This is a genomic window from Cellvibrio sp. ATLC23 (assembly GCF_057196725.1).
Window position 1 is genome coordinate 1 of record NZ_JBXUOS010000016.1, and the last position, 22,889, is coordinate 22,889.

General features: G+C 48.5%; 16 protein-coding genes and 1 pseudogene. 11 read left to right on the forward strand and 6 right to left on the reverse strand.

Translation table 11 applies throughout. The annotated features are described in order from the left end of the window. The first annotated feature begins 264 nt into the window (after positions 1-264). From AC2CG4_RS19475 to AC2CG4_RS19495, 5 genes and pseudogenes are all read left to right on the forward strand, one after another. Positions 265-1,850: pseudogene (locus AC2CG4_RS19475) on the forward strand (IS1182 family transposase). A gap of 177 nt (positions 1,851-2,027) precedes the next feature. Further along, a complete protein-coding gene (locus tag AC2CG4_RS19480; RefSeq protein ID WP_484487847.1) occupies positions 2,028-2,636 on the forward strand; it encodes a hypothetical protein in 609 nt (202 codons plus the stop codon). A 626-nt stretch (positions 2,637-3,262) separates the two neighbouring features. After that, positions 3,263-3,574, forward strand: coding sequence for a chorismate mutase (locus tag AC2CG4_RS19485; RefSeq protein ID WP_484487848.1), 312 nt, complete (start codon positions 3,263-3,265; stop codon positions 3,572-3,574). Positions 3,575-3,866: 292 nt separating this feature from the next. Continuing rightward, positions 3,867-4,052 carry a hypothetical protein gene (locus AC2CG4_RS19490; RefSeq protein ID WP_484487849.1) on the forward strand — a complete coding sequence of 62 codons (186 nt, stop codon included), beginning with the start codon at positions 3,867-3,869 and terminating at the stop codon, positions 4,050-4,052. A gap of 690 nt (positions 4,053-4,742) precedes the next feature. Then, the gene (locus tag AC2CG4_RS19495; protein WP_484487850.1) at positions 4,743-5,549 is read left to right on the forward strand and encodes a type 1 glutamine amidotransferase domain-containing protein; all 807 of its coding nucleotides are present in this window, start codon (positions 4,743-4,745) and stop codon (positions 5,547-5,549) included. Between the two features lie 162 nt (positions 5,550-5,711). Here the strand turns inward: AC2CG4_RS19495 and AC2CG4_RS19500 are convergent, their stop codons facing one another. The 4 genes from AC2CG4_RS19500 to AC2CG4_RS19515 form a co-directional block, all read right to left on the reverse strand. Further along, positions 5,712-6,482 (reverse strand): Crp/Fnr family transcriptional regulator, encoded by a 771-nt coding sequence (locus AC2CG4_RS19500; protein ID WP_484487851.1) that lies wholly within the window; start codon positions 6,480-6,482, stop codon positions 5,712-5,714. After that, on the reverse strand, positions 6,451-7,311 hold the full coding sequence (locus tag AC2CG4_RS19505) for a response regulator (RefSeq protein WP_484487852.1): 861 nt from the start codon (positions 7,309-7,311) through the stop codon (positions 6,451-6,453). Before AC2CG4_RS19505 ends, AC2CG4_RS19500 begins: the two co-directional genes overlap by 32 nt. Further along, on the reverse strand, positions 7,308-9,014 hold the full coding sequence (locus tag AC2CG4_RS19510; RefSeq protein WP_484487853.1) for a PAS domain-containing hybrid sensor histidine kinase/response regulator: 1,707 nt from the start codon (positions 9,012-9,014) through the stop codon (positions 7,308-7,310). The genes AC2CG4_RS19505 and AC2CG4_RS19510 overlap by 4 nt, the downstream gene beginning before the upstream one ends. 247 nt (positions 9,015-9,261) lie before the next feature. Continuing rightward, a complete protein-coding gene (locus AC2CG4_RS19515) occupies positions 9,262-10,749 on the reverse strand; it encodes an OmpA family protein (RefSeq protein WP_484487854.1) in 1,488 nt (495 codons plus the stop codon). A gap of 351 nt (positions 10,750-11,100) precedes the next feature. Here AC2CG4_RS19515 and AC2CG4_RS19520 point away from each other — a divergent pair, with 351 nt between their 5' ends. After that, positions 11,101-11,388, forward strand: a complete 288-nt coding sequence (locus AC2CG4_RS19520) for a hypothetical protein (protein ID WP_484487855.1) — start codon at positions 11,101-11,103, stop codon at positions 11,386-11,388. Positions 11,389-11,533: 145 nt separating this feature from the next. On the opposite strand, the gene AC2CG4_RS19525 is transcribed toward AC2CG4_RS19520, so the two are convergent. Continuing rightward, a complete protein-coding gene (locus AC2CG4_RS19525; protein ID WP_484487856.1) occupies positions 11,534-11,884 on the reverse strand; it encodes a BON domain-containing protein in 351 nt (116 codons plus the stop codon). After that, positions 11,885-12,034 (reverse strand): hypothetical protein, encoded by a 150-nt coding sequence (locus tag AC2CG4_RS19530; protein WP_484487857.1) that lies wholly within the window; start codon positions 12,032-12,034, stop codon positions 11,885-11,887. 336 nt (positions 12,035-12,370) lie between these two features. Between AC2CG4_RS19530 and AC2CG4_RS19535 the strand changes: the two genes are divergently transcribed. The 5 genes from AC2CG4_RS19535 (at position 12,371) to AC2CG4_RS19555 (ending at position 22,837) form a co-directional block, all read left to right on the forward strand. Then, positions 12,371-13,261, forward strand: a complete 891-nt coding sequence (locus tag AC2CG4_RS19535; RefSeq protein WP_484487858.1) for a type 2 periplasmic-binding domain-containing protein — start codon at positions 12,371-12,373, stop codon at positions 13,259-13,261. Positions 13,262-13,447: 186 nt separating this feature from the next. After that, complete coding sequence (locus AC2CG4_RS19540) at positions 13,448-14,605, forward strand: MdtA/MuxA family multidrug efflux RND transporter periplasmic adaptor subunit (RefSeq protein WP_484487859.1); 1,158 nt, start codon at positions 13,448-13,450, stop codon at positions 14,603-14,605. Between the two features lies 1 nt (position 14,606). Beyond that, the gene (locus AC2CG4_RS19545; protein WP_484487860.1) at positions 14,607-17,684 is read left to right on the forward strand and encodes a multidrug efflux RND transporter permease subunit; all 3,078 of its coding nucleotides are present in this window, start codon (positions 14,607-14,609) and stop codon (positions 17,682-17,684) included. Positions 17,685-17,828: 144 nt separating this feature from the next. Next, a complete protein-coding gene (locus tag AC2CG4_RS19550; RefSeq protein WP_484487861.1) occupies positions 17,829-20,933 on the forward strand; it encodes an efflux RND transporter permease subunit in 3,105 nt (1,034 codons plus the stop codon). A 44-nt stretch (positions 20,934-20,977) separates the two neighbouring features. Further along, positions 20,978-22,837 carry a glycoside hydrolase family 2 protein gene (locus tag AC2CG4_RS19555; protein ID WP_484487862.1) on the forward strand — a complete coding sequence of 620 codons (1,860 nt, stop codon included), beginning with the start codon at positions 20,978-20,980 and terminating at the stop codon, positions 22,835-22,837. Positions 22,838-22,889 lie beyond the last annotated feature (52 nt).

Here is a 22,889-nt window from a genome sequence, read left to right on the forward strand (position 1 = left end):
CGGTAATCTTCATCACATTACTTTTTATCGGGCGCATGTAGTTACTGCTTCAAAAACTCATGCTTTCGTTTTTTAAACCACCAAATACTTAACAAGGCGTTGCACCAGACGCATTGTAAGTAGCGCTTTTGCAATATCGCTGCGCGAAGTTTATCGCAACGCGCTACTTACAATCCGCAGGTGAACGCAACGTTGAAGCTGTAGAAAAACCCCACAAATCGAATAAATTTTCGTAAAATAACGCAACCTCACAGGAGTGCGCTTATGCCGGAGTTTATTCCTTACAATCATGACCAAAGTGCAATGATAGTGATTAATTTTCGCGACCAATTGCAGCCCGGTACTTTCGAGCACGCCATTCATTACCTGATTCACGAAAAACTCGATCTTTCCATATTTGATTACGCCTACAACAATAAAGATGGCGGTAGGCCCGCTTACAATCCTGCAATTTTATTGAGTATTGTTTTATTCGCATATTCAAAAGGCATTACCTCCAGCCGCGAAATAGAATGGTGCTGTACGAACAACATTATCTTCAAAGCCCTTTCCTGCGATACAGTACCTCACTTCACCACTATCGCCAGTTTTATCAGTAGTCACCCTCAAGCCATTGAATCCCTGTTCGAACAAATCTTACTGGTGTGTCATGAGCAAGGTTTATTGGGGAATGAGTTATTTGCGATTGATGGCTGCAAAATGCCCTCCAATGCATCGAAGGAATGGTCGGGCACTTTTAAAGAGTTGCAGCAGAAGCGCGCCAAATTGAAAAAGCTGATTCGCCACCATATGCGTGAGCACAGACGTATCGATAAATCGGAATCCGCCGATGCGGAAAAGCAAAAGCGCACAGCACAAGCCATTGAAACCCTGAGCAAAGCGCACGACAAGATTGATAAATTTCTAAAGACAGCAACCCCAAGGATGGGGCAGGCAAAACGCCCGACTGAAGTCAAAAGTAATATCACCGATAATGAATCGGCCAAAATGACGACCAGCAAAGGCACCATCCAGGGTTATAACGGTATTGCGGCGGTTGATAAAAAACATCAGATCATTATTGATGCGCAAGCCTTCGGTGCAGGGCAGGAGCATCACACCTTACAGCCTGTTATTGAAAGTATTAAGGTGCGTTACCAAAAATTGAAAATTGCGCGCAACATCTATCGCAAGCAGCCATTGCTCACAGCGGATACCGGCTTTGCCAATGAAGCCAATATGGAATATCTCTACACCAATAAAGTTAACGCCTATATTCCAGACAATAAAGTTCGCAGTCGCGATCCCAGGTTTGTAGAACAGAAAACCAGGTACGGCAAGCGCCAGCCCATCAATAAAATAAAAACCCGCTATAAAGACGTCATCCCCGCCAGTGAGTTTCACTTTGATGCGGAGACAAAAACGTGCATTTGCCCTGCGGGTGAAACGATGTGGTTAAAGCGCGAGGGCAAAGATCGCAACAACAATCACCACAAGTTGTATTTGAGGGAAGGCTCAGCAAGTGTCGGGTATGCCCGTTAAAGGAACAGTGTATGCAAAATCCGGATTCAGCCAATCACCGCACCGGCCATGGGCGGCAAGTGTCCTTTATTATCGATAAGGAAGTGAAATACAAATATACCGAATGGATGAAGGCACGGGTGGATAGCGAATTGGGGAAAATGGTTTATAGTCACCGCATGTCAACCGTAGAGCCAGTGTTCGCGAATATCGGTACCAACAAAGGGTTAAAGCGGTTTAGTCTGCGAGGTAAGGCCAAAGTCCAGGGGCAATGGCAGTTGTTCTGTCTGATCCACAACATAGAAAAGTTAGCGAATTACGGTGATTTAACTAAAGCAAAACGAAAATAACAGCGAATGCGGGCAGATAAGCCGCTTTTTGAAATCCCAATGTTATTATTGAATTAGATCAATTGAAAATCTGAAAATAGTTAGGCAAAGTTGGCTAATTAATTATTAATCAATTGGCTGTAGGTAAATTCAGTGGTTATTAGGTTTTTCTACGGCTTCGTTAGGTAGTGCATTAAAATGACTGAAATCCCAAGAGAGGTTTACGTAAATGCTTGTAAAGAAATTGCAAAATTGATTGAACCATATGGTTTAACTTATGCTAAAAGTGGCCCGCATTTGACAAAAAAGTATAAAGATCTTAATTTTAAAATTAGCTTTTCCTCCAGTTATTATGATGTTGCCGAATATAGTATAAAAATTCAGGTTTATGTCCACGTAGAGTCACTTGCTTTAAAAAAATTTCGATCTAAATTTCATAAAAATCATCAAGGAATACAAATTGCAGTTGATAATATTTGTTCAATAGAGCCTAAAGCAGAGATTTATGAATGGAACCTAGCTGATACTTCGAAAAGATCTTTAACTATTGAACAAATCGCAAACCGAATTCAATTTTCCGCTTTTCCTTTTTTTGAAAGCTTTCAGAATCCAGTTTCTATGGCAAGCAAGTTAATTACAGGGAATGTCGATTGCATTGGCTCAATGAATCGAGTAATTACTTATTTACTGTTTTATTCCTCAGAAATCATGGCCAAAAAATCGGTGGAAGCAGCTCTAAAGCGCAATCCCAACTTAATTGAACCTTACAAGAAGCTATGTCTACCTTTAGTAGAGAAGAAAACCTAGAAAATACTAAAATTTGTGGTTTTGCAGAGGATATGGCGTACTATTCATTAGCAATGGGATGGGGTGATCTAAGTTAACCTAACAAGCAATCAAACGGTTACAACGGCGTTATGCAAAAAACAGGAATTACCAATGAGGGCTGGATTTCATATAAATATAGTTATTTTTTTTAAATATTAATCCCTATCGCATTTCCGATTGCATTTATTTTTATTACCAAGCCGAACTCAACAAGCTCAAATGAAGCGGCTCTTATTTTTATTTTCCAAATTGTTGGGCTATATATCTTAGGAAGACTTATTGGTCGTAAAATTCCGGCGAATTGCAACACTTGCTTTTCCAAAGTAACACCAAAGGGAACCTCTCTTATAATCTATAAATGTGAGAAATGTGGTTATAAATATGCAAAAAAAATCAACTCTACAGATCATTATCATAATTAAAATAATTTATAGTTATTTCAACTTGGTAACATAAAGCTTATTGTCTACTTTTTTTAAATAGAAGCGCATAACAAGCGACTGCGGCTAAAAAACGATACCTGCAACGCAAAAATATTCCACAAAGCCACAGCCCACAAACTACCGCTATACCCTGCGTCATAGGCACAAAACAAGGAGTTAAAAATGAACAATATCGTAGCCTGCTGCTCTCTTGAGGAAGTTCGGTCTAATATTGATGCCATCGATCAAAAAATGGTCGACCTAATTGCTCAGCGTGGGGGTTTTGTTATGCAGGCTGCTCGCTTCAAAAAAACAACTGATGACGTAAAAGCTCCCCAGAGAGTCGAAGAAGTTATTTCAAAAGTACGTGCTCTTGCAGTTGAATTAGCAGCAAATCCCGACGTTACTGAAGCAGTCTATCGCGCTATGATTGCGGCCTTTATCAATGCCGAGCTTGCAAAGCATTCGTCTCTTGCAGGTAAAACGGCAAGATAATAAGCGCAGCATGTGCACTTATCTCCACTTAAAAATGGAGAAAAAAGTAACAATCTATAGCAATGCATTGCAAGTGAACGAAATCATATTGAGAATTACCAATTGACCATAATCGTAATAGTTTCGGAGCTTATTTCGCTTTATATTCTATTCCTAATCTGGAGTACCTCCGGACGTTTTGCATTAAGAGTATTTCTCTCGCTAGTCGTGCTAGTTCCAGTAATTGGCCCAATTTTCTACTGGGCATCGGCACCACCGCCAATTCAACGCCGGCACTTGAAGGACAAACCGAATGATATTAGTCATCTTGGCGGTTATGGAAGATATTCGGACTGGTGGCGTGAAGAAAAACCCAGAATGGAAAAACGCATTAGAGATGCAGAAGCTCAAAATCAGTTACATGAAGAAGAGAAAAGCCAATAGCAATGCGGTCAAACATCATTCCGCTTCGTTTCACTCGAAAGAATTTACGTTGTAGTTTTGCTGCGCAATAGTATTCCACAAAACGACGACGTAAATTCTGCCGTTTACCTCGGCGCCAAATAGGCCAGGTGAAAAAGAGCATGCAGGATTGGAAGCTATGAAATCGAAAAAATCGCTCTTCTGGTAGCTAGGATCTCATCAATAATTTACACACACAGGGCTGCGTGTTAAGAGCGGGAGACCTTAACATCTGATGAGCAAACACAAGGAACAAAATCTGTGTCATTTTCTGAATCTGAAAAAGCGGTATTACTAAGTGTTAAAGGCGTTGGCCCAAAAGTTGTAGAGCGCTTGGAGTAAATCGGCTTTATAACGCTTACTCAATTGGCTAAGGCTGACATAAACACTATTCTGGAACACGGCGCAAATATCACTGACTCAACTTGCTGGAAGAATAGCCCTCAGGCCAAAAATGCTATTGCTTCTGCAATTCAAGCTGCACGTAGTTTTTCACAATAAAAGCCCTCCTCACTGCCCGCTCCTACCTCAATAACCTGTCTGCATTTGCTTAAAAGGCAGCAAATAGGTTCAAAATACATCAGGTTAAATAAATGCCTTTGCGTTAAACATTACAAAAAAGTGATGTTAGGTGAATCCAAAGTGATCCTAGCTGAGTCTAAGGTTGGTCGTAGCGCTATATGTTATGAATTGAATCAGTATTCTAACCAGCCAAATAGGACACTACATGTCGTTAAAATTATTTATTACAGCTATCACTTTATTACTCACCTCGTTCCCATTTTCTCAAACTGATTTACCCAGCGCGCACGCTTATGCAGGCAATGCAAAGAAAATTCTCATTATTGCTTCAAACGTGACAGATATGGGTGACCCGGAAAAACACGAGGCGAGGAACGATCTCTGGGAGTACGCACCGCCCTACCATGTATTTGTTTCCCATGGATACGAGGTGGACTTTGCTTCACCGCTGGGTGGTGCCGTGCCGTTTATGAGAGATCCATTGGGAATCAGCAGCTATACCATCAAATATGAAGGATTCTTGAGTAAAGCCAACAACTCCTTGACGCCCAAGCAGGTTAATCCAGGCGAGTACTCAGCAGTGTTCATCGGCGGGGGCTATGGGAATATGTTTGATGTAGCCTCTAATAAAAGTTTGCTCGACATCATCGCGAAAATTTATGAAAGTGGAGGTGTAATTGGAAGCGTTGGCCATGTGGCTGGTGCCTTTGCGAACGCAGTGCTTGCAAATGGGCAGCCTCTGGTTAAGGGTAAACGCATTGCAGGTTTCCCCAACTCAACCGAAAAAGAAAAGGACTGGGCAAAACAAGAGAGCCTACTGCCTTTTTTAGTTGAAGATAGACTCAAAGAAAAAGGTGCGATTACAGTGAACAAAGACAATATTCCAGACAAGCATGATGTCATTATTGATGATCGTATTGTCTCGACTATGTTCCTGCCATCTGCTGCATTGGTTGCGAAAGAAATGCTTATTGTGTTTGAGAAAAGCGGAAAACCTAATAAATCTAAATAAACTACGAAAAAGTATAAAGAGCGACTGCGGTAGAAATCTGATCAAATTACCTGATCTGCTTCCACTACCGACCGGAGTAAGCCCTATGGCGGCTTGCTTCGCTAAGCGCGCCCTACCTCACAGGAAGGCGCTGCACTTGCTGCCGAACATCTGTTTTGTTAGCTAACCCCCCAACAACCGTTGCATTTCTTTACGCACCACCGCATAACATTCACAAGAGGATTGCTCCAATCCTTTGCGATTAATAACCGACATGTGCCCGCGCCGGTAGCTGATGCAGCCTATGCTTTGCAAACTGGCTGCCGCTGCCGTCACGCTTTCGCGCCGCACGCCGAGCATATTGGCAACCAATTCCTGGGTAAGTACAAATTCACCAGAGGTGATGCGATCTAGCATAAGCAATAGCCAGCGGCTGAGTTGTTGTTCCACTGAATGATGACGATTGCATACTGCAGTTTGTGACACCTGCGTAATCAGCGCTTGAGTGTAGCGCAACAACATTTGTTGGAATTTTTCATTGCGATTAAATTCTGTTTTTAACTGGGCTCGCCCCAGGCGATAGGCGTAACCACTGGTGTGTACCATGGCCGAACTGGGCGTAGTATTGCCACCGGTAAATAAATTAATTCCCACCATGCCTTCATTGCCTACACCAGAAATTTCAGACGATGCACCGGATGCAGTGACATAGTGCAACGACACTATCGCACTGGTAGGAAAATATGCGTAATGCAATTGCGTATTTGGTTCGTAAAGCATATCGCCAAGGCGCAAGGGCACTAATTCCAAATGTGCAAGCAGTGGTTCCCTATCCGCAACTGACAAAGCACCTAACAAATAATTCAAGCTGGGGCTCTGCACATTTTCAGCAGCGACAGTGTTAGCTTTACGCACCACCGGATTAAGAACTGGCGGTATTGTTAATGTTGGCATTGCTGTACACCATTTTTTTGCATTCCACACCTATGCCGCGATAGCCAATAAAACGACATGCTTGATCAAACATGGGCTCACCACTCACACGGTAGTGGTGTTGAGTACCATCGGGATAGGTGCGGCTCAGTGCAAAATCAATAAAAGGTTGGCGAGCTTCAATCGCCGCGTGTAATTGCGCGCGCTCGGCTGCATCCCAACCGTCACCACCATCATCTTCGGTACTACTATCAAGAGCATCAATACGAATGCCGAGCATGTCCAACACCGGGCCGGATACTTTAGTGAAATAACCGCGCTCGTCTTGCTCCCAATACCAGTCAGATGCCAACTCAGTCAGGCTGCGAAAACGCGCTTCACTTTCACGCAATTCTGCAGTGCGCTCAGCGACCGTAACCTCCAGTAGTCTATTGTGCTCTTCCAATTTTTTATACAGCAAACGTACTTCCAACATATTTCTGATGCGAGTTTTCACCTCGATTAAATCGAAGGGCTTGCTGATAAAATCCTTCGCTCCCGCTTGCAGCGCGCGCAGTTTATGCGCGGGCTGCGCAGTCAGCACAATCACTGGTAAATAACTGTCGGTAATACTGGTGCGCAAACCGGCCATGACTTCAAAACCATCCATACCGGGCATTTGTAAATCGAGCAAAATTAAATCGTATTGATGCTGACGGTGCAGGGCGCAAACTTCCGTTGAATTAAGCGTTGCCATGACATTGTTGTAACCCGCCTCGCTCAGCAGCTGCTCCAACAATTGAAGATTGGTGAGCTGATCGTCGACGATCAAAATTTTAGCCTTAAGTAAATCCACAGTGGCGAGCGTCATAGCGATGAACCTGCTGGTACTGCTGACGCAGGATGAGTGTCAGCATATTTGAGTGTGAGATCGAGCGTATTCATAAATTCATTCACTTTAATTGGTTTGGTGAGGTAGCGATAAAAGCCCGCCTCCAAGCCTTTGGCTATGTCCCGCGGCATTGCATTAGCACTAAGCGCGACAATTGGAATATGTTTGGTGGCAGGATCTTTGGCGAGAATAAGTAACGCAGTAATACCGCTGATGCCGGGCAAATTAATATCCATCAAAATCATATCGGGTAAGGCGCTGCGCGCCAGTGCTACACCTTCAAGACCATCGCGCGCGGTAATTAATTTAATATCCGGACGCCGTGCAATCAGATCTTCCACCAACATTAAATTCGCAGGGTTATCTTCTACATAAAGCAGTAGATGCTGTGCCGCGCCAGAGTGGCGATAGGTTTTAACCGGCTCTCCCATTATTTCATCCGCATCCTGCACCCGGGTATTGGTTAAATCCATTTCAAACCAAAAGGTACTACCTTGGCCAACCGTACTTTCCAAACCAATAACACCGCCCATTAATTCAACCAATCGCTTGGCCATTACCAACCCTATGCCGGTGCCCTCTTCCGTGTTGGCCTCTTGCCCAAGCCGATTAAATGGCTGGAATAATTGTTCGATTTGCTCGGGTGCCAAACCTGAACCTGCATCTTCAACTGCGATGCGAATGCGCCCCGGGATTCGCTCTTCACAGGTTACGACCACAGTGCCGCCAATACTGTTGTATTTAATGGCATTGGAGAGCAAATTAATCAGCACTTGTTTCACCCGCGTGCGATCTGCCTTAACAAAATGTCGCATACCCAACGGCGGAAAAGTCACGCTAATACCGCGCTTGTGCGCTTGCGGTTCAATCATCGCTGCGCACTCCAGCATCACATCGGCTAAACCCATGGGTTCGAGCGAGAGCGATAATTTTCCCGATTCAATTAATGCGAGATCAAGAATTTCATTGATTAATTCCAATAGATACCAACCCGCTTGCAGTATCTGCTCGATACTGCGCTTTTGCGTGGCCGTTGGTGGTGGATTGCCCGATTCAATCAACTGGGCAAAACCCAAAATTGCACTCAGTGGTGTGCGCAATTCGTGGCTCATGCTGGAGAGAAAATCCGATTTGGCGAGATTGGCTTTTTCTGCCACTGCCATCGCATGGGTTAATTTCAATTCAGCCTGTTTGCGCTGGGAATTGTCGGTGCCAATTAATAAATACCCGATTAATTCATCGTTGTCGCGCAGCGGGGTAATCGACACTATCGCCGGAAAACGACTGCCGTCTTTGCAGATGTAAGTGAGCTCGTAAATATCTTCAATACCGCGCGATGCCTTGAACGCGAGCGCTTCAAAACCGGGTTTAATTTCAACCCCCAGCTCCAGACTCAGCGCCTGTGCACGCTGTAACTCCTCCTGCGGATCGTGAATATCACTCGGAGTAATTTTATTAATTACATCCGCGGCAGCGTACCCTAATGTGCACTCAGCACCTATATTGAACAACTGAATAATGCCTTTCTCATCAGTCGCGATAATAGAGAAATTGGCACTATTCAATATCGCATTTTGCAATGCACCGGTTTTCAATAGTGCCTGCTGCCGCTTTATTTCACTCATAGCCTCAGCGCTGCGTGTATTGGTGGGGGAAACGGTATTCTCTTGCGCGTCATTCATGTACCAACCCCTAAAAATCACTAATGATCCAATTACACCCGGCATGGAACAATGCAAATAGCACATTCTCTTAGGCAACTGGGTATTATTAGGCTTTCTTACAGCCGTGTCCGTACGCTATCGAACCTAGAGAAGAATAGATATAGCAAATGGATAAGCCATAAAATTAAAAAAGCCAGCAGATTGCTGGCTTGTTGAGCTTTTACCCAGTGCAGCAACACTATGTTACCAACACATCGCAGAGAGATTACTTCTTGGGATAGGTAAAAATTACATTCACACGGCTATTATCTTGTTGACCTGCAACACTAGTGTTGTACGAATAACGACGCGTTTTACCAAAACCTTCCGCAGTCAAACGTGACCGCTCAATACCCTGATTAACAACCAGATAATCCACCACATTTTGCGCGCGTTTTAGTGAAACTTCCTCTGCGCGTGCCGATGTGGCCTGCAAGTTAGCGGTGTGCCCTTCAACTGTTGCGGTAACAGATTTATTTTCGCGCAAAAATTTTGCAACCTTGGCCAGCTCGTTGTGATACTCAGGCTTTACGTTGGCGCTATTAACATCAAACTCAACCAACATGCCCATAGTCACGCGCGCGGCTACCGGTGAAAGACCTTCAATATCGTTAGCACAGGCGATAACCGTATTAATGCGGCGGTTTGCGCGCTTGCCATCTTCAGTGGCGTTGCTCGCAACCGGGCGTGTATCACCATAGCCAACCGCTGAAATACGATTGCTCGCAATGCGTTGCTCGCGCACTAAATAAGCCACCACACTTTCAGCGCGATCGCGCGATAATGTTTGGTTCGCCGCTGGCGTGCCGACATTATCGGTATGGCCTTCAACCACGGCTTTGCTATCGGGATATTTTTTTAGAAAGGTACCGACTACAGCAAGCCGCTCTAAATCTTCGCGCTGTATTTCGTCATTATTAATTTCAAATTGAATGTCCAGCATGCTGCAATATTGTTCGGTTAATTTTGCACTGCGTTTGGTCACCGGCTCGGCTACCACTCTGACTGGCGCAGCATTTTGCTCACCGAAACGATAGAGCGCACCGAGCGAATAGAGATTAATGCTGCCATTGTTATCCATCACATCATTGATAGCGTAGCGTTCCTCCTCAAGGCGCATGCCAAATTTTTGCGTGAAGTCATATTGCAGACCGCCACCCCACTTAAAATTCACATCGCGATTACGGCGATGACGATCAGTAACGATTACACCACCACTGCCTTGAAAGCGATCTTTTACTTCACTGTAATGCACCCCAGCACGCGCAAATGCCGATAATTTTTCAGTCATCGGCAAGGAACCGACCAAATCAAAATTAAAGCCTTTGGTTTTGGTTCTGGTTTTTAATGCGCCGACTTGATCTTTAACGGCACGCGAACCAAATTGACCCAAGTCAAAATATCCGCCCTCCAATGCAAAATTATCGTTTAATTGATAACCCGCAAATAACTTGTAACCATTATCTCGATGATCATCGGTAAGCGATGTTAAACCACCGCCGATTTCATTATTGGCAATTGTACCATCGTTAATACTTTCATCTGTCTGGCCGATGTTTAAACCGCCGTACCAATTAGAAGTGAAGTCGTATTTGTTGTCATCTTGTGCCAGCAACATCGGGCTGGCCACCATCGCTGCAACACTGATCGCCAATGCGAGTCGGCTAGGTTTCAACAGTTGTGCAGCAAATAAATTAAGTGGTGTGTGTTGCATGTATAACTCCAGGAGATGTGCCGTCTATGATTGCGCAGTTTGCGCAGACTGACCTTAGGCTCAATAAGTTGAGCGGCTTCTTCGGTGGGTAGTATCGGAGTTATTATTAGACGGGTCGGTGCGCTGGCAAACGCACACCCTTTTATTTCACACGAGCTAAATCGTGTTTGACATTACACGGCGCCAGCCAAAGACAGAAAACTACAATTATGTGTGATCGCGCACCGACGACCCTTGACATGCACGACAAGCTAAGACGGTCAAGACCGCAGCAAGCTACAGGCGCTTCATTTATATGAGAGACAATAGATTATTGGTTTTTGTACTGGTCGCAGCCACAAGTGCGTTACCATGGCGCAGGGACAAGTTTCACCGCAGTTAATCCCCCACTTTATTATTGTTATTTTTGAGTTAACCAATATGGGCACCACTAAAATTATTGCCGTAATACTGCTGAGCACTGGCGCAGCAAGCCTGCTCTATGCGGGCTTGACCTATACCAGCGAAGCAGAGAATAGCGCCCTTACATCACTCCAAACGAGAATGATGAAAGAACAAAAAATTAATATTCCCATCACCCTTGGAATTGGCTGCCTACTTTTTGGCAGCTTACTTTTCACCCTCCGGAACAAACTTTAACTCATTAAAAATACATTCTGAATTGGAGATAGTTAACCCACCCCAAAATTTTGTTAAGGTTCTTCTGGGAAAGTGAACGTTGAAATTAAAAAACTGAACATGGTGATTTAATCCACCAATAGTGTATGCAGCCTTGCAAACTAAACTAATAGGGCGACTTTATTGTCAATTTGTTCGAGACCGATTCCACACCTTCAATGGCCAATGCGATATGTAAAGCTCGATCCCGCTGATATTGGTTATTAACGAATCCAGTTAACACCACATCGCCATATTGCGCCAAAACAGCGATATTAAGGCCTGCCAATGTCGCGTCCTCAGCGAGCGCCAACCGGATTTCACGCGCCAGTTGCAGATCATTTAGTTCAACAGTGTCGGTAAACAATGCATCCTCCGAGCTGACAATAGCGCCAGCGTTGTTACAACCCAAGATACCGGCAACCAGCATTAACGCCACAGCAACAGTTAATAGATGAGATTTTTTTTGACTCAACATTTATTGACGTAAATCTCGCCGCTCAGACTCACTGCAAAAAAAATAGCCTGACGTATTGGGGCAGTCGGTCACCAACCCATAGGCCACAAAGCCCACAATCAGAAACGCTACGACCCCCAAAACCAATTTAACTTCCTTAGGCACATTCATTACTGTTTCCTCGTTCCAGCGTCAGTCTAACTAATTTTACGCAACCACTCGGTCAACACTTCGTTGACTAAATCAGGCAATGACTCCACATGTGTGTAAGACACACCTCACATTGCGCCGCGCCATTAGTAGTTTTACTGAGTTATTTTGCTGTTATGCAAGTGACATCTCTGTGCGTCACTACACAGAGAAGAGGTAAGATTGCGACGAGTATGAGCATATTGTTTTGATCAGCGCGATATTTCACCTACACTAACCTGACCGGGACAGCATCAAACCATCTTGAAAATGACTAAACGATAATGTCAATTTTCTTTCGATTTCAGGTTAAGCGGAATGCACAGATTTATTGGGGCAATGTTACTAGCAATTATGGTTATAACTGCGAACGCGCATTCGTTAGAGAAACCACTTCAAAAACCGCTGGTAATAACCCACAAATTACCTGAATTCGGTGATTTAAAACGCAAGACTTTTGATCGGCAAATTATTCAACTCGCACTGGAAAAAACTCAAGGCAAAACCGGCGCTTTTGAAATGGTGCCTATCAATATCATTTCCCGCACCCATGCCATCACCGCGCTAAACCAAAACCGGTATGAAAACTTTGTCATGGCGCTGAGCTATGAAGATATTTTATTGGAAGAGGGCAACTTGATTTATATCCCTTTTCCAGTCGAGCTGGGCGCACTCAGTTATCGCATTTGTTATGCCAATGAACGCCTAAAAGATTCCATCAAGAACATTGATCAGCTAGAAAAGTTGAAACCGCACAAGCTGGGGGTAGGTGAAGGCTGGTTAGACGCAAAAATTATGCAGCAGGCAGGCTTGCAAATCGTAACCGGTAGCAACATCACCAGCTTATTTCGCATGACCCAAGCGGGGCGCGCCGATATTTTCTGCCCCAGCCCCACCGAATATTTTCATGAGCTGGCAATAGAAAAACAAACTGATCTGCAGCTGGATAATAAACTCGCGCTTTACTACCCACTGCCAAAATTTTTGTTTGCGCACAAAAGCAACCAAGCCCTGCTGGATCGCATCCAACAGGGGATTGAGATCGCTTATAAGGATGGCTCTTATATCAAACTCTGGCGCAGTGTGTACGTCAGAGATTTACAACGCGCAAAACTGAATGAGCGGCATTTAATCAAGTTGGACAACCCATTTATTAGCACCCTGCCGGATGACTACAAACAGTATCTGTTTGACCCACTGAATCTTTAATTATCTTCCTTCAAAAAACCCCATTTAGCCTGTCTCTGTAACCAAACGTCGGGAAATGTAAAAACCGTTGCGGGCTTATTCCTTGCATACTAGCCTCAGGGCTTAATGCGCCAAGTTTCATCATGCCGGGTTATAAACAGCTTCCTAAGAAAACTGCGCCAATTCAATCAACCGATGGATGTCTTCATGTTTGCTCCTTTTAATCGCCTGTCGCGCGGCCAGCGCTGGTTAGCGGCTATCGCTCTTGTTGTGGTGTTATTGCTGGTGTGGTTTTTTGGTTTCCGCGAGGCGGCTGATAAACGACCGCCACCACCCAACCCCTGGATGGGACCAACACCGGTGCATGTGGTGAGCGTTACCCAGGAAGATTTAAAGGTACATATCAAAGCCATTGGCAGTGTAGTGCCACTCAATACAGTGACGGTGCGCAGCCGGGTAGATGGCCAATTGCTGCGGGTGTTGTTCGATGAGGGACAAGAGGTAAAAGCGGGGGATTTGCTCGCCGAAATTGACCCAGCCACTTACAAGGTTCGCCTTGCACAGGCCGAGGGCACATTGCAGCAAACTCGCGCGCAACTTAAAAACGCCGAAGAAGATTTGCGCCTCTACGAGCAACTGCTCACTAAAAACTCCATCGCCAAACAGCAGTTCGATAAACAACAAGCGCTGGTCGAACAATGGCGCGGCACATTGAAAAATCACAGCGCCCAGCTGGATGACGCACGCTTGCAGCTGTCTTATACCCGTATTACCGCGCCTATTGGCGGCCGCTTGGGTTTGCGTCAGGTGGATGTGGGCAATCTGGTGAAAACCGGCGATAGCGAGGGCTTGGTGACCATCACCCAAACCCAGCCGATTGCGGTGAGTTTTACCATTCCGGAAAACCAGTTAATGGCAGTGCGCGATACCTATGCTGCAGCACAAACAGGCAAAACCCAGCTGAGCGTAGAGGCTTGGGATCGCAGCGAGCAACAGCAACTGGCCAGTGGTGCGCTCACCACCCTCGACAATCAGATCGATACCGCCACCGGTACGCTGCGCCTCAAAGCCGAGTTTGATAACAGCGACGACCGCCTCTTTCCCAACCAATTTGTGAACGCGCGTTTACATCTGCAAACGCTCGATGGCGCCCTGACCATTCCCGCCGATGCAGTGCAATACGGCTCCAAAGGCACCTATGTGTACACCGTGATTGACGTTAAAGCGCAGATGCGCCCGATTAAAGTCGGCGCTCTGGAAGGTGACCGGATTGCGGTGCTGGACGGGCTTGAAGCCGGTGAACAAGTGGTGCTGGAGGGCATCGACCGCCTCTGGCCGGGTAAAGATGTGAAGGTCATGGAATAACATGAGTATCTCCCGCCCTTTTATCCTCCGCCCCGTTGCCACATCGTTGGTAATGCTGGCGGTTTTGCTCGCCGGCATTCTGAGCTATCGCTTGCTGCCGGTCGCGGCCTTGCCGCAGGTGGATTATCCGATCATTCAGGTATTCACCTTTAACCCAGGCGCTAGCCCCGATGTAATGGCGCGCACCATCACCGCGCCGCTGGAGCGCAGCCTCGGGCAAATCCCCGGCTTAAAACAGATGTCCTCCACCAGCTCTACCGGAGCCTCGATCATTACCCTGCAATTTTCGCTGGAGGTGGATTTGGGTGTGGCCGAGCAAGAGGTGCAATCTGCCCTCAACAGCGCCAATAACCTGTTGCCCAATGATCTGCCCACGCCGCCGATTTACCGCAAAGTAAACCCCGCCGATGCGCCGATCATGACCCTTGCGGTCACCTCTGCCAGCCTGCCGCTGCCGGAAGTTTACGATTTGGTTAACTCGCGCATGGCGCAGAAGCTCGCGCAGTTGCCCGGTGTCGGCATGGTAACCCTCGCGGGCGGCCAGCGCCCGGCGATTCGCATCAAGGTAAACCCTCACGCGCTGGCCAGTACCCAGTTGAGCCTGGAACAGGTGCGCAGCGCCATAGTCTCTGCCAACACCAATCAACCCAAAGGCAGCTTTGATGGCGAATACCGCTCGACCATGCTCGATGCCAATGACCAAATGCGCTCGGCGCAGGAATACCGCGACTTGCTTATTAGTTGGAAGGATGGCTCGCCGCTGCGTTTAGGCGATTTGGCGACCGTAGAAAACGGTGCGGAAGATCGCTTTCTCGCCGCCTGGGCAAACGAGCAGCCGGCGGTGTTAATTAATATTCAACGCCAGCCCGGCGCCAATGTGATCGACGTGGCCGACAGCATTCAGGCGCTGCTGCCCAAGCTCACCGTCACCCTGCCAGCGGCGGTCAATGTCGCGGTGCTGACCGATCGTACCCACAGCATTCGCTCCTCCATTCGCGATGTGCAAAAAGAGCTACTGTTTGCGATTTGTTTGGTGGTGGCCGTGACGCTGGTATTCCTGCGCTCAGTGCCCGCCACTATTATCCCCAGCCTCGCGGTGCCGCTATCGCTCATTGGCACCTTTGCGGCCATGTATTTTCTGGATTTCTCCATCAACAACCTGACCTTGATGGCACTCACCATCGCCACCGGCTTTGTGGTGGACGATGCCATCGTCATGCTGGAAAACATCGCCCGCCACCGCGAGCAGGGCGAGTCGCCGATGAATGCGGCACTTAAAGGCGCGGGTGAAATTGGCTTTACTCTGGTCTCGCTCACTATTTCACTCATCGCCGTGCTGATTCCGCTGCTGTTTATGGGCGACCTTGTTGGCCGCTTGTTTCAGGAATTTGCGATCACCCTCGCGGTGGCGATTGGTATATCGCTGCTGGTCTCGCTCACCCTCACCCCCATGATGTGCGCACGCATGCTCAAAACTGCGCCGCAACACGGCAGCGAACCGGACTTTTTAGAGCGGGTGATTGCCAGTTACGGGCGCGGGTTGGACAAGGTACTGCAGCACCAGACCGCCGCCATGCTGGTGATGATCAGTACAGTAGTGCTCACCGCCGGGCTTTACCTCGCCGTACCCAAAGGCTTTTTTCCGATTCAGGACAGCGGCGTGATTCAAGCCGTAACCGAAGCACCGCAAGACATTTCCTTCAGTGCCATGGCGGAAAAGCAGCAGCAGTTGGCGGAGCTGATTCTGCAAGATGAGAATGTCGCCAGCCTTTCCTCGTTTATCGGCGTCGATGGCAGCAATATCACCCTCAATTCCGGCCGTTTACTCATTAACCTTAAAGATCATCAAGCGCGGGATGCCAGCGCCAGCGAGATAATTCAGCAGCTCAAAACACGCATCGCCGGTGTCGTCGGTATTACTGCCTGGTTCCAGCCGGTGCAGGAATTGAGTATCGAAGATCGCGTCAGCCGCACCCAATATCAGTTCAGCCTCACCACCCCCGATGCCGATTTACTCGACCAATGGACCCCACGCCTACTGGAGCGCTTGCGCCAAGAACCAGCACTGGAAGATATCGCCGCCGACTTGCAAAACAGCGGCCTGCAAGCCTATGTGGAGATAGACCGGGACGCCGCCGCGCGTTTGGGCGTGAAGGTGAGCGATATCGCCAACGCGCTGCAAACTGCCTACGGCCAACGCCAGATTGCGACACTCTTCACCCAAGCCAACCAATATCGCGTAGTGCTGGAAGTAGACCCGGATTACGCAAAGGGCATAGCGGCGCTGCAAAATACTTATATCGCCACCAGCAGCGGACAACCGGTACTGCTCTCAACTCTTGCGACGATCACCCAACGGCCAGCGCCACTGCTGATCAATCACCAAAGCCAATTTCCCTCGACCACTATTTCGTTCAACTTGGCCGGCGATGCCTCACTCGGCGCGGCGATTGCGGCAATAGAAGCGGTGCAAGCAGAAATGGATCTGCCCGCCTCAGTCGAGCTGCGCTTTCAGGGCGCCGCCGAAGCCTTCCGCGCCTCGCTCAGCAATACTCTCTGGCTGGTGCTGGCAGCGATTGTGACCATGTACATAGTGCTGGGGATTTTGTACGAGAGTTTTATCCACCCGGTGACGATTCTCTCTACCCTGCCCTCGGCGACAGTCGGCGCCTTGCTTGCCCTGTTACTCACCGGCCAGCCGCTGGATTTGATCGCCGTAATCGGCGTGGTACTGCTGATCGGGCTGGTGAAAAAGAACGGCATTATGATGGTGGACTTCGCCCTCGACGCCCAGCGCACCCTCGGCCTGTCCCCGCGCGAGGCGATTCATCGCGCCGCCCTGATGCGCTTTCGCCCGATTCTGATGACCACCCTCGCCGCTTTGTTTGGCGCCATCCCCCTGATGCTCGCCAGCGGCTCCGGCGCCGAATTGCGCCAACCTTTGGGCTTGGTGATGGTGGGGGGATTGTTGGTAAGTCAGGTATTAACCTTATTCACCACACCGGTGGTGTATTTGTTTTTTGATCGCTGGGTTAACAAGCCAACCGCGAATGAATTCTCCGAGGAGGCACAAACGTAGGTTGCTGGTGAGGAACGAACCGCAACATGACCATTTATCCACCCGCGCCAAAACCTGCTTATAAGCGCCATTGGGCTTTTGGTTGGCGCGGCGAGATGGGCATGTTGCGGTTCGCAAGCTCACCAGCAACCTACAGATCATCTTATGAACATGGCAGAACCTTTTATTAAAAGACCGGTGGCCTCATCGCTGCTGGCGACAGCCATTGTGCTGCTTGGCCTATTGGCTTGGCGCATGCTGCCGGTTGCGCCCTTGCCGCAGGTGGATTTCCCTGCAGTACAAATCTTTGCCCAGCTGCCCGGCGCCAGCCCGGAGAGTATGGCGGCGACCGTGGCGACGCCGCTGGAGCGCGCGCTTGGTAGTATCCCCGGCGTAACCGCGATCAACTCCAACTCGACTCAAGGCTCTACGTTTATCTGGGTGGAATTCACCCTCGACCGGGATCTGAATTCCGCCGCGCGGGATGTGCAAGCCGCGCTCAATACCGCCCGAGGCCAATTGCCCGCTGGTATGCCGGGCAACCCAAGCTATCGCAAAATCAGCCCTTCACAGGCGCCGATTATGGCGCTCGCACTCAGTTCGCCCAACCTATCACCCAGTGCGCTGTACGATGCGGCTTCCACCATTTTGGCGCAGAAGCTGGCGCAGATTCACGGGGTTGGCCAAGTGGGTATAGACGGTGCCTCGCTACCTGCGGTGCGTATCCAACTCAACCCCAACGCGCTGGCCAGCTACAAAATCGCGCTGGATGAAGTGCGCAATGCGATCAGCAACGCCAATGTGTTGCGTCCGCTTGGCATTTTGGAAGAAGACGATACCCGCTGGCAGGTGCGCACCAATGAAAGCCTGCGCACTGCCGCCGACTACCAATCACTCATCATCCGCTATGCCGAAGACGGTGCGGTGGTGCGCTTGCAAGATGTCGCCACAGTGAGCGATTCGGTCGAAAACCGCTATACCGATGGCTTCCACAACCAAAGCTCGGCAGTGACCCTCACTGTGAGCCGTCAGACGGGTGCCAACATCGTAGAAACCATCGATGCGATTAATGCCCAACTGCCCGCCCTGCGCGCACTTATGCCCGCCGACACCCAACTCAAAGTAGTGATGGATCGCTCCCCCGGTATTCGCGCCACCCTCAAAGAAGCACAGATCACACTGGCACTTTCCGTGTTATTGGTCGTGGGTGTGGTCTGGGCGTTTCTCGGCAGCGCACGTAGCGCATTGATTCCCAGCCTTGCGATTCCGGTGGCGATTATTGGCTCCTTCTCAGCCATGTATTTGTACGGATTTTCGCTCAACAACCTCTCGTTGATGGCGCTGATTGTCGCGGCGGGATTAGTGGTGGACGATGCGATAGTCGTGCTGGAAAACATCAAGCGCCATATCGAGCGCGGCACGCCGCCGTTTGAAGCGGCCATCAAGGGTACCCGCGAAGTGGGCTTCACCCTGTTGGCAATGAATATCACCCTGGTGGTGGTGTTCGTTTCCATCCTATTAATGGGCGGGGTGGTAGAAAAGCTGTTCCGTGAATTCTCTATTACGCTGGCCGCAGCAATCATTATTTCCCTCGCGGTATCGCTCAGCCTCACCCCTGCACTCTGCGCTCAACTGTTAAAAAGCGAGCCGAAGAAAGAACATAAGCCAAGTATTTTCGATGACATCAAACAGGCCTACTCCATCGCCTTGGGCTGGGCGCTGCGCCATAGCCGCATAGTGATGTTGATTCTCGCCGGAGTAATCGGCCTGAATATTTACCTCTATATCGCCATTCCCAAAACTATGCTGCCCGAGCAGGACACCGGCCAAATGACCGGCTGGATTCGCGGCGACGATGGTTTCTCGTTCAAATTGATGCAACCCAAAATCCAGCAATTCCGTCAGCTGCTCTTGTCCGACCCTGCGGTGGAAGATGTATTTGGCGCGAGCGGTGGCGGCAATGGTGTGAGCAATGCGTGGATGCGTATCAGCCTCAAACCTATGGCCGAGCGCGGCGTATCAGTGAATGAAGTGGTGGACCGATTACGCCGCGATATGCCCAGTATTCCCGGCGCCATGTTAATGGTCGGGCCGGATCAAGACATCCGCCTATCATCCCCCTTTAGCCGCAGCGAACAAGAATTGATGTTGCTATCGGACGATTTAAAACTGCTACACATCTGGGCTGCCAAAATTACCACCGCCATGCAAGATATGCCCGAGCTGACCGAAGTCGATGGCGTCAAAGAGGAAGGCACGCAACAGGTGGTACTCACCATCGACCGCGAAGCGGCGCAGCGCTTGGGTGTGAATATGAACATGGTGGCCGGCATGCTCAATAACTCCTTCTCCCAGCGGCAAGTCTCGACCATGTACGATGAGATGAATCAGTATCGTGTCGTGATGGAATTGGCACCGGGTTTTACCGCCAGCCCTGCCGTGCTTGAACAATTGCAGGTCATCACTTGGGACGGCAAGCGAGTGCCGCTCTCGGCCTTTGCCAGTTTTGGTTACGGCCTCGCCGAAGATCGCATCCGCCACAGCAACCAGTTTGCCTCCGAGAGCATCGGCTACGGCGTCGCTGAAAACTTCACTGAAGAACAAGCTCGCAGCGCCATTGAAGTCAAGGTCGCCGAGTTGATGGTGCCCAATAAAGTCTACCTCGCTGCTGCAGGCAGTACTCGCCCCGGTTGGGGGCCAAGCACACCGGGCATGGCGCAAGACCCCGCCGTGCTCATCGCCTGTGTACTGCTCGCGGTTTATTTGATTTTAGGGATTTTGTACGAGAGCACCATTCACCCACTGACGATTTTATCCACCCTGCCCTCTGCGGGAATTGGCGCACTGCTCGCGTTGCGTTTGAGCGATACACCGTTCAGTTTAATCGCCATGCTCGGTTTATTTTTATTGATCGGTATAGTGATGAAAAACGCGATTCTGATGATTGATTTTGCGCTGGAGTTAGAGCGCAAAGAGGGCTTGTCATCGCGCGATTCCATCTTCCAAGCCGCACTGCTGCGCCTGCGCCCAATCATGATGACCAACCTCGCCGGTCTACTCGGCGCGGTGCCGCTGATCCTCAGTTTTAACGAAGGCTCGGAACTGCGCACGCCACTCGGCATCACCATCATCGGCGGCCTCGCCGTCAGCCAATTGCTCACGCTGTTCACTACACCAGTGGTGTATTTGTATATGGAGAAGGTGCGGAATTGGGGGCTAAGAAAAAATAATTCTGACAAACAGCTCGCACAGACGAGCGACAACCATTGATAACACCAATAACACAAGTCATTCGACAACAAGAGAACACAAACATGAAAGGATCAATAACTCGCTGGCTCTGCTCCAGTTTGCTTGTACTTTGCACGGGAATTTCACCCCTCACCTTTGCCGCTGATTCACCCTTGCAGGCCTACACACGCAACGCCACTCCTCTTAGCGGCGAATGGAAAATCATTGTCGACCCCTACGAAAACGGTTATTACAACTACCGCTATGAACCCTTTGACCAGCAGGAAAAACCCTCGGTTAATGCATTTTTTACCGATTCAAAACCAAAGCTTCCCTCTGATTTGATTGAATACGATTTTGATAAGGCAGCCAGTTTGCAAGTACCGGGCGATTGGAATACACAGCAAGAAAAACTCTATTACTACGAAGGCAGTGTCTGGTATCGCAAAACATTTGCGGCGCCTGCGGCGAAAAAAACGGATCGCCAATTTATTTATTTCGGCGCAGTAAATTATCGCGCCGATGTTTACTTGAATGGTAAAAAACTGGGTGTGCATATTGGCGGCTTTACCCCATTCCATTACGAAGTAACCGGAAAATTAAAATCGCAAGGCAACTCACTGATTGTCAAAGTAGACAACAAACGTCACGCCGATGCAGTGCCTACACTCAACACGGACTGGTGGAATTACGGCGGCATTACCCGCGAGGTAAAACTGCTAAACGTGCCGCACACCTTTATTCGCGATTACCGCATAGGGCTCACATCGCTAGCGCAAAAAACTGTTTCTGGTTCAGTGATGCTGGATGGTGCAAAGGGCGGCGAAAAAATTCAATTGCGCCTACCTGAATTAAATATCCAACAAATACTCAAGGCCGATAAAAATGGTAAGGCAAACTTTTCCTTTACAGTGCCCAATGCGCAATTGTGGTCGCCAGAAAACCCAAAACTCTACGCAGTTACAATCGGCAGCGGCACAGATACACTGACCGACACGATTGGTTTGCGCAGCATCAGCACCCAAGGCAAACAATTATTGTTAAACGGCAAACCGATTTTTCTACGTGGCATTTCAGTACATGAAGAATATTCTGCTGAAGGTGGTGGCCGGGTTAAAAACGCCAAAGAAGCACAAACATTATTGAGCTGGGCAAAAAAGCTGAATGCAAATTTTGTCCGCCTCGCCCACTACCCGCACAACGAAGATATGGTGCGCCTCGCCGATCAAATGGGTTTATTAGTCTGGTCAGAAATTCCTGTCTATTGGACCATCAATTGGAAAAATGAAGCCACCTACCAAAATGCCGAAGCACAATTAAGCGCAATGATTGAGCGCGACAAAAATCGCGCGGCAGTAATTATTTGGTCGCTCGCCAATGAGACGCCGGTGTCGGAAGCGCGCAATCAATTTCTCGGTCGCCTTGCAACAAAAGCGCGAGAGCTGGATAACACGCGCCTATTAAGTGCGGCGATGGAAAAACACTATCGCAGCGACAACGCGAATATCGCCGTGGTGGAAGATCCACTGGCCGAGATTGTCGATATGGTGAGCTTTAATCAATACATCGGCTGGTACGATGGCCTGCCGGAAAAAGCAGATAAGGTGACCTGGGAAATCAACTACAACAAACCGGTGTTTATTAGCGAATTTGGCGGCGGCGCTAAAAAAGGCTATCACGGTGATACAAATACGATTTTCACCGAAGAGTTTCAGGCGCACCTCTACCAAAAGAGTTTGACCATGATTGATAAAATCGATGGCTTTGTTGGCACCTCACCCTGGATTCTCGCCGACTTCCGCTCGCCGCGCCGCCTGCTCAATGGCATTCAAGACGACTACAATCGCAAAGGGCTCTACTCTGAAAAAGGCGAACCCAAAAAAGCATTTTTTGTATTAAAAAACTTTTACGATAAAAAACAAAAAGCCACTCAGGCCAATTGATGACATCTCTACACCATGGCTCACTGATGTATCAGTGGGCCATGTAACATTT